Source organism: Emticicia aquatilis, assembly GCF_014644295.1.
GTDB lineage: Bacteria > Bacteroidota > Bacteroidia > Cytophagales > Spirosomataceae > Emticicia > Emticicia aquatilis.
This window is the reverse complement of the sequence record NZ_BMKK01000010.1, coordinates 1-13,775: the sequence shown is the minus strand read 5'-3', so window position 1 is coordinate 13,775 and position 13,775 is coordinate 1. Positions and strand designations below refer to the sequence as shown.

The window sequence follows — 13,775 nt, the reverse complement described above, 5'->3', positions numbered from 1 at the left end:
GAAAAATAAGCCACCCAAAGATATAAAAAACATAGTATAAACCGCAAAGTTTTCGAGAAAAAAGCCTTTGAATTATTATTCTAATTTCCTGTCGCCCACCAACTTTGAGAACAAAATGCTTAAAAAAGGTTGCAAAGAATTAACATTTAAACGCTTCGCTGATAGATTGTCGGGGGTAACTATGGACATAATAAATAAAACCTTGAAACCTTTCTGTTCAATATTCTTAATAAAATTGCCCTTTACAAATTAAGATAAAATTGTCTGAATTGCTGTTTAGTTTTTCTAACCTTTACCTGTAATTGTTTTAATCATGTCTTTTAACAAGTCTTTGCTATCATCATTTAAAATGAATGGATTTGAAAAAATGCCAATAAATGCCCAAATAATATATAAAATTCTTATTAATGATTGACTATATTCATCAAGTGAAATATTGAAAAATATCTTCAATAATAATATTGAAGCAATAGGTAAAATTAAATAAAATGCAAAAAGAACATAATGAATTAATTTTGATTTTTTAATTTTTTCAATATTTGGCAATTCTTCAACTATGGGTAAATTTGTTAAATCACCGTTCAGAAATAAGTTTAGATAATTTACGAGTATTTTTTTTAATTCATCTACATTGATTTTTTTAGTTAAAACAGCATCTTCAATTTTATTATTTAAGAAACATGATGCTTTTTCAAAGTTATTTAATAATTCTTTATTTATTGCAAATGGAAGAAATTGAAAAGGGTATATTTTTATTAAAAGACTAATTCTTTTTAAGTTCATAGATATTGTTCTAAGTTCTTCAATATCAATAAAGTAAAAGTTTTCAATTGTATAGATTTTATTTAAAACTTTTAATAGCAGGTAACAAATTTCAATTCCAGTGTTATTGGTAGTTTTAATCTTTGAATTTATAACTTTTTGAAGCGGACGAACCATAAAAAAAGATACTGATATAAAATAAAGATAAAGAGATAAAATGCACAATGGAATCGTGAAATAATATTTGTAAAAAATACTTAAATCTAAATATTCTTTTAAATATTTATTTAGAATTACAGTAAGCAATCCAGTGGAAATATATACCCCAATAATTGTAGCTTTGATAAAGTTTCTTTCAAGTATATTCACCTTCGAATTGGGTTCTTGTTTTCTAAAATAATGAAAAAAGAAGGGCAAGACAAGTAAATAGAAGAGTACTGAATAAGTGCCTAACATCAATGACGAGTAAATTGCAGGATTTTCAGTTTTCAAGATTATTAATTTATTAATTTCAATTCTGGATGTTAATAATCCAATTGTTTGAAATATATAACCAATAATAAGTGGAATTGAGAACATTGATAAACTGGCAAATACAACAGCTAAAATATATAAATTAGTTGTCTTTTTTGAATTATAAATATCTAATTGCTTTTGAAGATTTGATAAGTTTGGTCTATTAATATCAACAATTTCTTGATATTTTTCTCTTATTTCTAAGTATAAACCTGAAAAACTTTGCATACTTAATATATTTTTTTCTCATTCCAACGACCAGCATTGTGATGGTTTTGAAGTGATTTTAGAGTTAATTTACGGTTCGCCGCTGCGATTAAATATCAAGCCTTTACACAATGCTTTCGAGTTGGACTAAACTGACTTTGCGACCGCTCTGATAAGACGTCCGAAGGACGGCTGACACGCCAACTAACCCAAGCCAGCAAAGCTGAATGCTTGAAGTAAATTTGCATGGAAAAATACAAAAAAGCAAATGAGTTGAGTAAAACTTTGAGAATCGAAGAAAAGTTGGCAAAAATACCACTCAGAGAACTTGTCGCCAGCCAACTTTGCAAGTAGAAAACCCTACTTTGCGAACCAGAGTGCTGTTTCGTCGCAAAAAAATAGGCGTTTGAAATTGTTGAAAATTTAGCGAATTTTGTTTGTCGAATGTGAGTTTGAGTAGAAAAAACTGCCAAATTCCTTCTGATGTAGCCTTCATTTCCAAATTTCCCACCATCTTTTAATTGGCTCTAAACTCTTTTTTAAATTTAGTATTGAATTTAAATCAGATTTGCACATCCGAATAAGTTTCTCAGGTTTAATTTTATCAGCTGTTTGACTATAATCTACAAGTTCTTTAGGAGTATCAAAAATCCTTTTAAATATTGTCAATTTATTCGAAGATAAGTTTGTTCTTGATTCAAAAGAATTGATTGATACAATAGAAACATTACATATCATCTTCAATACTTTATACCCGCCGTCTATTCTCCATGTATCAAATTTTTGCTCAGATTGTAGCTCTTTAATTTCCTGCAAAATGAAGCTAATAATTTTATTAACCCTTATATAACATTCATTTTCAATCTTCTTCAAATCATCTAACTCACTAAATCCAAAATCTATTCCTTTAGCCTGATTTTTCTCAAACCATAGTTTAAAGGATTCCATTTTGTCAAAATTTAATAACTCTTTTGATTCGTTATCTTTTATAGAAATAGGGTATCCATTTTCTGCTACTACAACAGAAAATGCAATTAAGTTAGAATAGTGGTGACGATAAAATACCGCCTTGTCGTTAAAATAGTCACTCCCGTAAAGAGTGTATTCCCTGCCATCTTTAAATTGAACTGAATATCTGTTCATTAGCAAAATAGACTTGCCTTAGAAAACTTCCAACGTCCGCAAATGAGATGATGGGCGAGGAGTTGGGTATTTTGGTTTAAAATTAATAACTTTTACTTATTTGCAGCGTTGGGACTCACACAATTTGAAAGCTTCGCCAATCGAATGTCCACCAACAACTAAAAGTGCCAAGGTGGAAAAAATTGTAGAAATTGCTCCAATCTAATGTCGCTCACCAAATCTGCATACCAAGTTCTAAAAAAAGAAAATGAAAAGCAAAAGAATTTATTGTTTGGAGTGAAATTTGAGAAAATACCACGCATTTTGAGTGTCGCAAATGACTATGCGTTAGAATGTTTGCTGAGAATTTACGTTTGAAAACTTCGCTACTAAGATGTAGAGTAAATCTATCTATTTGATAATAAGTAGTTTATATGAATTGTCAATCTATTGTATTTAATTTTTCAATTGCTTTTAAGATTCCTATTCTATTTTTGGATGATTTAATAAATTGAGGCAAAACTTCTGCTAATGTTTGATAACCGTTTCCTTGTCTTTCACGGAGTTTTGCAGTAACATAGTTTTTAATGTAGTTTAAATGTTCATGGTTGAAAGCCCATAAAACATCATTTTTAAATTTAGTTTGTAGCCATAATGAACAACCGAAGTAAGGGTCAACTATTTCAGTTCCTTTGTAAATAAATTCAACTTCAATAAACTTAGGTTTAGCTATAAGTTCATTTTTACATTTTGAACAGTTTATTTTTAAGGCTTCAAATTTTGATTTTATATAGGCAAGTTCTTGATAAATTTTGTTACCGCATTCATAGCAGTAAAAATCAATTATTGGCTTAAATAATGAAATTCGTCCTACTTGTTTAAAATAGCAATTCTTACATTCAATTTCTTTTTCATCTGATATTTTCCCTTTTACAGTAGCCTGTTTATTGCATTTAGGACAATGGACTAATATGGAGTCACGGAAATGGTACTTCCAAACTGCTCCGTTAGTAAATCTATGTCCACTTTCTACATCCATTTTTGAAAATTTTCCAACGACCAGCATTGTGATGGTTTTGGAGTGGTTTTAGAGTTAAATTATTAAATATCAGACCTTTACATAATGCTTCCGTTGGGACTGATGAACTTAGCGACCGCTCTGATAAGACGTCCGAAGGACGGCTTGCACACCAACAAACCCAATCCAGCAAAGCTGAGTGCTGGAAGTAAAATTGCACGGAAAAATAGAAAAAAGCAAAGCTGTACCAAAATATTTTGAGTTTCGGAGAAAGAGTTGCGTAACTACCACACAGAGTTCCTGTCGCAAACCCACTTTGAGAGCAGAAAATACAAAAAAACTGCCAAAAAGCTGTCCTGTCCACAGAGAACTATGCGTTAGAAAATTGGAAAAACCAGCGAATTTTGCTCGTCGGGTATGCCTTTGAGCTAAAACTGTCAAACTATTTCAGTCGCATACGATTATTTTTTAATTACTAACTTTTAATTTATTAAAATATCCATCAAAAATTACGTCATTGGTGAGTTCTATTTTATAATAACCACTTACACTTGTTGGTGTTGATTCTGTTATTAAAACAATGATTTTTTTTGGTTTGTTACTTGGTATTTTTTGTCCAGATTCAACCCATGGTATCTCATTCTTATTTAATGCTTTAACTTGCGAATAAATAGGGTACTGAGTTCCTACGTTCAATGAATTTATAATAAAGTTTACTGAAAATCGCTCCCTTCCATAAGGATTGTTTGATACATAGAAATGATAATAGAAATTAAAGTTTTTATCGTTGTCTTGATAAACGTCTGATTCGGGTTGTCCAGGGCAAAAAAAACCAAATGAAGTATTTGAGCTTATTGTATTTTCTCCACATGTCATGGGTACAACTTCGGACTTTATTTTTGAAACTTCAACTTCGTCTAATTTGAACTTTTCTTTTGAACATGAAAAAGCAATTATAGATAAAACTATAAATATTCTTAAAAATCGCATAGGTTTTTTTATTATGATTTGTCTTAAACAATAAGAATGTAAAATTTCCAACGACCAGCATTATGATGGTTTTGGAGTGATTTTAGAGTTAATTTGTTAATTATCAAGCCTTTACATAATGCTTTCGAGTTGGACTGAATGGACTTTGCGACCGCTCTAATATGCTGTCCAACGGACAGCAGGCATGCTAAGAACCCAACCCAAAAACTATGCTGTTGAGAGTAAATTTGCACGGAAAAATCTAAAAAAGCAAACGAGTGCAGAAATAATTTGATAGTCGGAGAAAAAGTGGAGAGACTACCACGCAGAGAATTTGTCGCAAACCCACTGTGAGAGCAGAAAACCCCAAATAGAGTAGGAGAAAACTGTCCTGTCCGCCAAAAATTATGCGTTTGAATACTGAAAAACCAGCGAATTCGGCTTGTCGAACGAGACTTTGAGTCAAAAACTGTCAAACTATTTCAGTCGCATTCGATAAATAGGTTACTGATTCTCAATGTCATTTTTTACATATGTTTTACTAATTTTATCATGTAAAGTTAAAGTATCGTCCATAAATGCAAAGATAAAATCAATAGGAATAAACCTACATAGAGTTCTGATAAATGAATCCTTGAAACTAATTTTTGTGCCATCAAATTTTACAACTGAAGTCTTTGTTACAAATTTGCCGATACTTTTGCCATATTTTCCTTCTAAATAAATATAGTTTACAAAAGGGAATCCAAATATTAAAACGAAGTACAAAAATGTAAAAATTGAGTTATCAACAAGACCTACAATATCGCCTCCTAAAACAAAAAATATTATCAAAAATATAGTAAAAGCTAAATAATCAATTAAGAAATTTAAAAACCGCTTGCCGAGTGATGCTGTTTGCAAAGATTCTGCTATAAACTTTGGAAGTTCACTTGCAGTGATTGGAGTAGAATTTGTATTAGACAAATTTCTTTTTTCAACTTCATCTTTTAAAACCTGCTGTGCTTCTGGTGAAATAGAATCAATTTCTGAAAGCAGTGAAGAAAGTCTGCTGTTAGAAAGTTTGCTATAAGCTATTTTTAAATCGTCAATCGAAGGCATATTTCTTTTGTTTAATTCCAACGACCAGCATTGTGATGGTTTTGGAGTGGTTTTAGAGTTAATTGATTAAATACCAGATCTTTACATAATGCTTCGTGTTGGATTTGAATAACTTTGCGACCGCTCTGATTTGGTGTCGCAAGACACCAAGCACGCCAACGAACCCAACCTAATAACTACGCTGCTGAAAGTAAATTTGCATGGAAAAATACAAAAAAGCAAATGAGTTGGATAAAACTTTGCGATTAGAAGAAAAGTTGGCGAAAATACCACTCAGAGGACTTCTCGCAAACCCACTGTGAGAGCAGAAAACCCCGAATAGAGTAGGAGAGAACTGTCCTGTCCGCCAAAAATTATGCGTTTGAAAAACTGAAAAACCAGCGACTTCGGCTTGTCGAACGAGCCTTTGAACTAAAAACTGTCAGACTACTTCAGCAGCATACGCGTTGAATTTTAACTGGTTAAAAAGCTTAATAATTCTTGATTTATTATTTCTAAAATGACATTTTTATTTGTAATATTTTTTAAGGTACTAATTTTTTCAGATGCTTCAAAAATTTCAAATATCTTTATATTTTGTTGAGAAATATCTGAATCTGTTAAGAATTCTTTGGTAGTAATAAATTTAATATTTATCCCGAAAAACCATGATGGCTTTAAATAAAGCAGGCCATCTTTGTTTAAGTAACAAATAAAAATAAAATTATCTTTGGTATCAAATATATTTTTAATAGCAAAGTGTTTTTTTTCCTCAAATGCATGACGAAATTTATTGTTTTTTAGGAACAAACTATTATTTATTATATCAAAAATCAACTGCCTTTCTCCATTTTTATTTAGTAATACAATATTTTGTGTTGTCTCAACTTTTGAATCAGAATAAACATCAACTGTCTCATTAAAAAATAATAATTCATTATTTAAAACTCCATTTGTTCTAAAATTTGGATAGAAACTACAACCGATTAATCCATAATCAAACTCAGAAAGATTCTGATAATAAGGCTTAAATGTATACTTAATTTTTTTATTCTCATTTACTACTTTAGTTGAAGGTATTTTTACAAAAATATTTCCTATTTTATCTATGAGTTCCCAATTATTTCCATTTAACACCCATGAAACATTGTTATAAAAATCTAATGCGAAGTCATATTGCATATTAAAGATAGATTGCCCATCCCTATTAATAAACTCATATTTATATGCATTTGATAATGATGAATTTTCTATAGATTTTCTTATGACTTTAACATCTTCAAAGTAATTTAAATCGCCTTCATTTATAACATTTAATTCTATATCAAAAACTTCATTATCAGTTCTAATATAACCTCTTGGAATATTTCTTAAACTACTCTTAATTCTACCAACTTTTTCAAGGTCTCTATTTAATAAAAGAGAAGCACCATTCTGAATTATAGTTTTATCATAAAGAATTATAGGCCATATGTGAACATTATTTATATATATTCCACTATGACTAATCATGTAAGAATATTCGTGATAGTGATCATATTTATATTCATCCAATATATCTATAAATATATACCCCCCACGCACATAATATGAAAATCGATAATCATAATTTGGCACGTAAGCTCCCTTCCCTTTGTGTAAAAGAGATTTTTTTAAATAAAATGTTCCCCGTAAACTATTATGAGATATTAAAATTTCAGCCTCCTTGTTAAGAATACAGATTTCATTTATATCATTTAATTTCGTTCCTAAAAAATAATATTCGTCCGTATTTTTCAATTCACGAAAATCTCTATGCAGACCACCTGATTCAATACCGACATCTTCAATTAATTCAAAATTATATATTTCTAAAAGGTTAAATTCATTAGCTTTTTTAATAAAATTATCGTATTTATTGTCAGTGATTTCAATATTCATAAGAACATTTATAAAATTTAACGTTTAAAAATTACAATATCATTGTTGTATATTCAATTATTATTATATGTTCCAACGACCGCAAATGAGAAGATGGGTATTGGATTTTGAGTTAATTATTGATTTATCAAACTTTTACTTATTTGCTCGTGTTGGAGACAAACCAACTTTGCGAACCGCTCCGATTTGATGTCCACCAACAAAGATGCGTGCTAAGATAAAAAAATCGTAGAAACTGCTCGGCCTAATTGTCCCCAAACCAAATCTGCATACCAAGTTCTGAAAAAAGAAGTTGAAAAGCAAATGAATTTATTAATCGGAATGAAATTTGAGAAAATACCACGCATTTTGAGTGTCGGACGAGCCTAAGTGTTTGATATTTTACTGAGAACTTACACTTGAAAACTTCGCATTTGTCCAGTCGAACAAGCTTTTGAGCTAAAACTGTTAAACTATTTTAATAATGTAAAATTAACGATTCAAGATTGCTGATAAAAAGAAGCTGTAACTAAACAATGTTCACAAATAAAAAAATAATAAGCACCTTCTGCAAATATCCAACTGAATTTTCCATTTTCATCGTCATAAAAATCACTGCCTTGAAACTGTCCTAAAAATTTCATATTTTTATTGCAATCTGGGCAGTTAGGAAATTGAAAATCATCTATCCAATTAGGATACCCTCCTAAAATAGAAAAAGGTTGATTAATTGAGTAAGTAGGCTTCCATTTCTCATTTGAAATTTTTAATAGATTTTCTGGAATTTCAGACATAATATAAACATCATTAAATCCATGTATTCGAGTCGAATTATGCCAATTAGATTTTCCGTTGTCGTCTATTTTAGTATAAATTGTAACGTAACCAATACAATTTAGACAGGTTGAAATATCCAATTCATCTAATCTAAAATTAGTAATATTAAGGAGTTCTTTTTTAAATTTAAAAACTGTTGTAAGCGTTTGATTGCAACATTTACATGTATCATTACCATGAAGAAATGTTTTTAAATTTTCATCAATTTCTTTAAAATCGGATTGAATTAATCTAAAAGACTCGTCATAGAATAATTTATTTAAATTGTTATTTTCAATATTCCAAGCAGCACATTGAGAAAATAATTTTGCTGGAATATTCAATTCTTTCTGCCAATTTGGTTGAACTCTTTCAAGATTTTGAAAAAATTCAAGTGCACGTTCATTCTTAATCCAAGAAATGCAACTAAGAAGGATACCCGCATTTACTCTGCCGAATAATTCAATCAACTTTTCGGTAATTAAATTACTTGCATGCCTATATATTTCAGAAGGATAAAGAACTCTTTTTTGAATTAATTGTAAATATTGATTATCGTTTATTTCGTAGTTTGTGAAAGTTGAAACTTTTGATAAAACATCCTCAATATATCTGTTTGCTTCATTTAGCACTAAATCAACCAAACTTGAAGCTTCTTCGTCGGTTAATTTTATATACTCTTTGTATAAGCTATTTCTTTCTACCCAAGTAGTTGGAATGACTCCTTTATGAATATCTATAATATTTTTAACATTCATATTTTTGAAAAATTCCAACGACCGCAAATAAGAAGATGGGCATTAGATTTTGAGTTTATTAATTGATTTATTAAACTTTTACTTATTTGCTCGTGTTGGAGACAAGCCAACTTTGAATGCCAACGCTGATAAAAAGTCGCCAGAAATGATGCGTGCTAAGGATTGAAAAGCGTAGAAACAGCTCTGCCTAAACGTCGCTTACCAAATCTGCATACCAAGTTCTGAAAAAAGAAATTGAAAAGCAAAAGAATTTATTTTTCGGAGCGAAATTTGAGTAAATACCACGCATTGGAAATGTCGGAGATAACTATGTGTTTGAAATTTTGCCGAGAACTAAAACTTGAAAACTTCGCATTTGTTATGTTGCAAGTGCCTGTGAGTGCAAAGTAAAACGGTCAAACTATTTTAGCAGCATACGAATTGACGATTTTATTGATATTAAATCGGAAAGGATAAGATTTTATGTACTGAGAATAGAAAAGGATATATATACAGCACAAATGATGGAAATTATCACCGTTAAAATAGTATATTTTTTATGTTTAGAAATTAAATCTAATACCTCTTTTGAATCAGTTGGTAAAGGTGTGATAGTTTTATGAATGTTAATTTCAGTATCAAATTCTGCTTCTTTGATATTCTTTTTGAAATTCCGAGGTTGGAAAAATCTTTTAAAACTTTTCAAATATCTACCGAATAGAAACCAAACTAAAAAACTTTCCCAGTCATTATTTCTTCTAATTTTTTCAATTTTGAAGTGTAAATGACTACGCTTTGTATATGGAATTATGAAAAGCATAAAAATTAAAATTCTGAATATAATATCAATTGGACTTAGAAACTCGAATGGCATTTTTTTTCATTTTTCCAACCAAAAGGAAAATGATGACTTTGATTGGTGATTAATTATTTTATTATCAATTATTTTGCTTTTACTTTTTCCGAATGTTGGACATCAGAAAAAATTGGCGACCCGCTCTAATCAAGTGTCGAAAGACACTTGGCAAGTTAGTGAAACAACCCTACCAAGCTGGCTGCTGGAAGTAAATTTGCATGGAAAAATACAAAAAAGCAAATGAGTTCAGGGAAATTTTGAGAATCGAAGAAAAGTTGGCAAACATACCACGCAGAGAAATTGTCGCCAGCCCACTTTGCGAGCTAAAAATCTTACTTGGCGAACCAGAATGTTGCCTCGTCGCAAAAAGTTAGGCGTTTGAAATTTGGAAAACCCAGCGGATTTTGCGTGTCGGAGGTTAGCTAAAACTGTCAAACTGTTTTAGGATTACAGGATTAAGTATCCCACTCCGTTGCTCCAACAACTTTATGTCGTTTTCTGAAATCTTCGGCAAAACTTATATTTTCGAATATCTCAATTTTTGACTCAGGATTAATAAAGGCTAACTGAATTTCATCATTGAATTGAATCTGTTCTAAGCAATTGACAATACCTTGAAAATACATATGTTCACTCCAATCGCCTAAGGCATTTTTTTGTTCTTCGGATAAAGATTTAAAAATAGGACCAAGAATTGCGAGGGTTTCATCAAGTTTCGACTCTTTTTGATTATTTGATGATATAATCTTGTGTTCGTAATTTTCTAAGTCTGTTTTTGAGTAGAAAAAAGCATCATCGGTGTTTGTTAACCAATCAATAAAGTCTCGATATGCCTTTATTTTTTCATTCATTTTTTAAATTTTTCCAACGACCGCAAATAAGAAGATGGGCATTGGATTTTGAGTTAATTAGTTGAATATCAAACTTTTACTTATTTGCTCGTGTTGGAGAGAAGCCAACTTTGAGTGCCACCGCTGATAAACTGTCGCCAAAAATGGTGCGTACTAAGGACTAAAAAGGGTAGAACCTGCTCTAATCGAATGTCGCTGACCAAATCTGCATACCAAGTTCTGAAAAAAGATATTGAAAAGCAAAAGATTTTTTGTTCGGAGTGAAATTTGAGCAAATGCCACGCTGCCGAAACGTCGAAAGTGCCTATGTGTTTGAAGTTTTGATAACTTAGAAATGTTAGATTGTCGAAACTTAATTAAACTGTCAAACTATTTCAATCGAATATGCTAATTGAATTCAACCTAAGACAGAAAGAAAAATTTGAATATTTGCTACACTCTACCTACTTTCGTGTAAAGTATAATAAATAGATTTAGAAATGAGTAGAATAAAAGAAGCTAAGAAACAACAATATAGAGTAACTGAAAATAAGCAAGCAAGAGAGATAGCTTTTGAATATTTGAAAAGCTATGATTTAGAAAAAGCAATAGAGTTTGGACTTCCAGAAGTTGATGATAGGTATCATATTTGGCGTGTACCTTTGAAAAGTTTAAAAGGAGAAACAATTGGGGAAGTTACGATTGATGCCATTACAACACTTGTGAATGATAAGAAAAGTTCACAAAAGGATGTTTTGGAATCTCGATTATTGGGGCGTAAATACAATAAAGAGGGTGTAAAGTCAAAATCAAATGGACAGATAAAGCCTAAAGTATCATCATTGAAAAATACTATTGGCTTGGGTGATTCAGAAGAGCTTTTAGCTCAAACACCTTCAGAATCAGTAGATTTAGTATTTACTTCACCTCCATATTATAATGCACGACCTGAATATGCAGATTATATTACTTACGAAGAATACCTTCTAAAAATGCGAAAAATTATAAATCAATGTCATCGTGTTTTAAATGATGGGCGTTTTTTTGTGATTAATATTTCTCCTGTACTTATTCGACGTGCAAATAGAAGTGAGGCCTCAAAGCGTATTGCCGTTCCTTTCGATTTTCATCAGTTATTTATTCAAGAAGGTTTTGAATTTGTTGATGATATTATTTGGATAAAACCTGAAGGTGCAGGCTGGGCAACTGGGCGTGGCAGGCGATTTGCAGCAGACCGTAACCCTATGCAATATAAAGCGGTACCAGTTACTGAATATATTTTAGTTTATAGAAAAAAGACTGATAAATTAATTGATTGGCACATTAGAAATACTGACCCAGAATTAGTTGAAGAGTCTAAAATTGATGATGATTATGAAAAGACAAATCTTTGGAAGATTCATCCTGCATATCACAAAATTCATCCTGCTATTTTTCCACTTGAGTTAGCAGAAAAGGTAGTAAAGTATTATTCATTTAAAAATGATGTAGTATTAGACCCATTCGCTGGTACAGGGACAGTTGGTGAAGCGGCAGTTAAACATAATAGACGTTTTGTGCTTTATGAACTTAGTCCTGAGTATATGGAAATAATTAAGAGTCAAGCTGAGAACTGGCTACAAGGGCAAGCAAAAGATATTAATTGGATAAATGTAGAACATAATACTGCAAATCTCTATCTATTTTAAAATGGCAAAGAAAATTTCAGATTTTGTACCCGAACTGGGTGTTGAGCTATCAAGTTATAAAGGCAGTGAGTTGATTGATAGAATAGGAGAAGAAGTTGTTAAAAATGTAGTTTCATCTGTTCTATGTGGTGAAAATGTAAGGTCACTAACAGAAAGTTTAACTCGCAGAAGATTAATGTTATCGAATGCTGCGATGTTAGTTACATTTTTAAAAGCATCTAATCAAATTGAAAGTTTGGTTGGAAAATCGGCTAAAATGATAGCTGAGGAACTTGCAACAAAAAGACTTTCTAAAGAAAAGAAATTGTATTTAACTTGGTTAGCAGGATTAACCGAGAAGAGTATTCAAAATGTTTTACGTGGAAATGAACAAGAAGAGTTGAAGCAATATCTTGAAGAATTGGGTAAATTACTTAAAGAATCGGCTCAAAAAGCAGATTCTTCTTTTGGAAATCTTTCGGGTACATTAAAATTGGGTAAAGAAGAAAATTCAATTTCTTGGGAAAGTATTATGTTTTTATTTACCGCAATTGGTGCTCAAACATTGGCAATTCGTGGGTCAGAAAAGTCAATGTATGGTAAGTTATTTGAAAAGTTTATTTTAGGCTCTGTTCTCTCTATACTGGGCTTTCAGAGAATTGACCCAAAGGAGAGTACAAAATCTGATAAAGTATTTTGGATGTCTCAACGTGAGAATAAAAGAGAGAGTGATGCTACCTTGTTATTAAAAGCAGGAATTGGAGTCAGATTTGATATTGGTTTCATTGGGCCTGGGAATTCAGAAATATCACTTGATAAAGTCTCAAGATTTGAACGAGAAATGGAGTATGGTCGTCAAACGCACTATATGACAACTGTAATAATTGTAGATAGGATAGGACAAAATAGTAGAATCAAAGAATTAGCGTCAGCAATAAATGGGGAGATTGTTCAAATGAGTATGAGCTATTGGGTTAAGGAAGTAGCTCAAATTTTAAAAGATAAAATAAATTTTACTCATGCAATCACAAAAATGACTAATGAAGAAAGTTTGAATTTTGTTAGAGAACAAATGAAAAAAGTAAACCTTCAGGATTTTCTGTAAGTGTCTTCATTCCAACAACCCGCAAGGGCGATGATTGGAATTTTGTTTTGAGTTAATTAATTGATTATCAAACTTTTACGCACTTGCAAGAGTTGGAATTAAGCAAACTTAGCGACCGCTCTGATATGCTGTCCGAAGGACAGCCGCACGCCAACGAACCCAAGCCAGTAAAGTTAGTTGCCGCAGGTAAA

10 protein-coding genes are annotated in these 13,775 nt (G+C 31.1%); 2 read left to right on the top strand and 8 right to left on the bottom strand.

The window, feature by feature from the left end; genetic code table 11:
- Nucleotides 1–285: 285 nt before the first annotated feature.
- The 8 genes from IEX65_RS20670 to IEX65_RS20635 form a co-directional block, all read right to left on the bottom strand.
- Entirely contained in the window at nucleotides 286–1,506 is a 1,221-nt protein-coding gene (locus IEX65_RS20670) for a hypothetical protein (protein WP_188768922.1), read from the bottom strand.
- Between the two features lie 471 nt (nucleotides 1,507–1,977).
- Nucleotides 1,978–2,628 carry a hypothetical protein gene (locus IEX65_RS20665; protein ID WP_188768919.1) on the bottom strand — a complete coding sequence of 217 codons (651 nt, stop codon included), beginning with the start codon at nucleotides 2,626–2,628 and terminating at the stop codon, nucleotides 1,978–1,980.
- Between the two features lie 421 nt (nucleotides 2,629–3,049).
- Entirely contained in the window at nucleotides 3,050–3,673 is a 624-nt protein-coding gene (locus IEX65_RS20660; RefSeq protein ID WP_188768918.1) for a hypothetical protein, read from the bottom strand.
- A gap of 420 nt (nucleotides 3,674–4,093) precedes the next feature.
- Nucleotides 4,094–4,615: a hypothetical protein gene (locus IEX65_RS20655; protein ID WP_188768915.1), complete on the bottom strand. Its 522-nt coding sequence runs from the start codon at nucleotides 4,613–4,615 to the stop codon at nucleotides 4,094–4,096.
- Between the two features lie 483 nt (nucleotides 4,616–5,098).
- On the bottom strand, nucleotides 5,099–5,695 hold the full coding sequence (locus IEX65_RS20650; protein ID WP_188768913.1) for an RDD family protein: 597 nt from the start codon (nucleotides 5,693–5,695) through the stop codon (nucleotides 5,099–5,101).
- A 453-nt stretch (nucleotides 5,696–6,148) separates the two neighbouring features.
- Nucleotides 6,149–7,594, bottom strand: a complete 1,446-nt coding sequence (locus tag IEX65_RS20645) for a WG repeat-containing protein (protein WP_188768911.1) — start codon at nucleotides 7,592–7,594, stop codon at nucleotides 6,149–6,151.
- A gap of 479 nt (nucleotides 7,595–8,073) precedes the next feature.
- On the bottom strand, nucleotides 8,074–9,147 hold the full coding sequence (locus IEX65_RS20640) for a hypothetical protein (protein ID WP_188768909.1): 1,074 nt from the start codon (nucleotides 9,145–9,147) through the stop codon (nucleotides 8,074–8,076).
- A 1,290-nt stretch (nucleotides 9,148–10,437) separates the two neighbouring features.
- The gene (locus IEX65_RS20635) at nucleotides 10,438–10,833 is read right to left on the bottom strand and encodes a hypothetical protein (protein WP_188768907.1); all 396 of its coding nucleotides are present in this window, start codon (nucleotides 10,831–10,833) and stop codon (nucleotides 10,438–10,440) included.
- 479 nt (nucleotides 10,834–11,312) lie between these two features.
- Between IEX65_RS20635 and IEX65_RS20630 the strand changes: the two genes are divergently transcribed.
- Nucleotides 11,313–12,500 (top strand): DNA-methyltransferase, encoded by a 1,188-nt coding sequence (locus IEX65_RS20630; protein ID WP_188768905.1) that lies wholly within the window; start codon nucleotides 11,313–11,315, stop codon nucleotides 12,498–12,500.
- A gap of 1 nt (nucleotide 12,501) precedes the next feature.
- A complete protein-coding gene (locus IEX65_RS20625) occupies nucleotides 12,502–13,584 on the top strand; it encodes a CfrBI family restriction endonuclease (RefSeq protein ID WP_188768903.1) in 1,083 nt (360 codons plus the stop codon).
- Nucleotides 13,585–13,775 lie beyond the last annotated feature (191 nt).

Coding starts and splice junctions, on each gene's coding strand:
- IEX65_RS20670 (WP_188768922.1), bottom strand. CDS start 1,506: ATGCAAAGTTTTTCAGGTTTATACTTAGAAATAAGAGAAAAATATCAA.
- IEX65_RS20665 (WP_188768919.1), bottom strand. CDS start 2,628: ATGAACAGATATTCAGTTCAATTTAAAGATGGCAGGGAATACACTCTT.
- IEX65_RS20660 (WP_188768918.1), bottom strand. CDS start 3,673: ATGCTGGTCGTTGGAAAATTTTCAAAAATGGATGTAGAAAGTGGACAT.
- IEX65_RS20655 (WP_188768915.1), bottom strand. CDS start 4,615: ATGCGATTTTTAAGAATATTTATAGTTTTATCTATAATTGCTTTTTCA.
- IEX65_RS20650 (WP_188768913.1), bottom strand. CDS start 5,695: ATGCCTTCGATTGACGATTTAAAAATAGCTTATAGCAAACTTTCTAAC.
- IEX65_RS20645 (WP_188768911.1), bottom strand. CDS start 7,594: ATGAATATTGAAATCACTGACAATAAATACGATAATTTTATTAAAAAA.
- IEX65_RS20640 (WP_188768909.1), bottom strand. CDS start 9,147: ATGAATGTTAAAAATATTATAGATATTCATAAAGGAGTCATTCCAACT.
- IEX65_RS20635 (WP_188768907.1), bottom strand. CDS start 10,833: ATGAATGAAAAAATAAAGGCATATCGAGACTTTATTGATTGGTTAACA.
- IEX65_RS20630 (WP_188768905.1), top strand. CDS start 11,313: ATGAGTAGAATAAAAGAAGCTAAGAAACAACAATATAGAGTAACTGAA.
- IEX65_RS20625 (WP_188768903.1), top strand. CDS start 12,502: ATGGCAAAGAAAATTTCAGATTTTGTACCCGAACTGGGTGTTGAGCTA.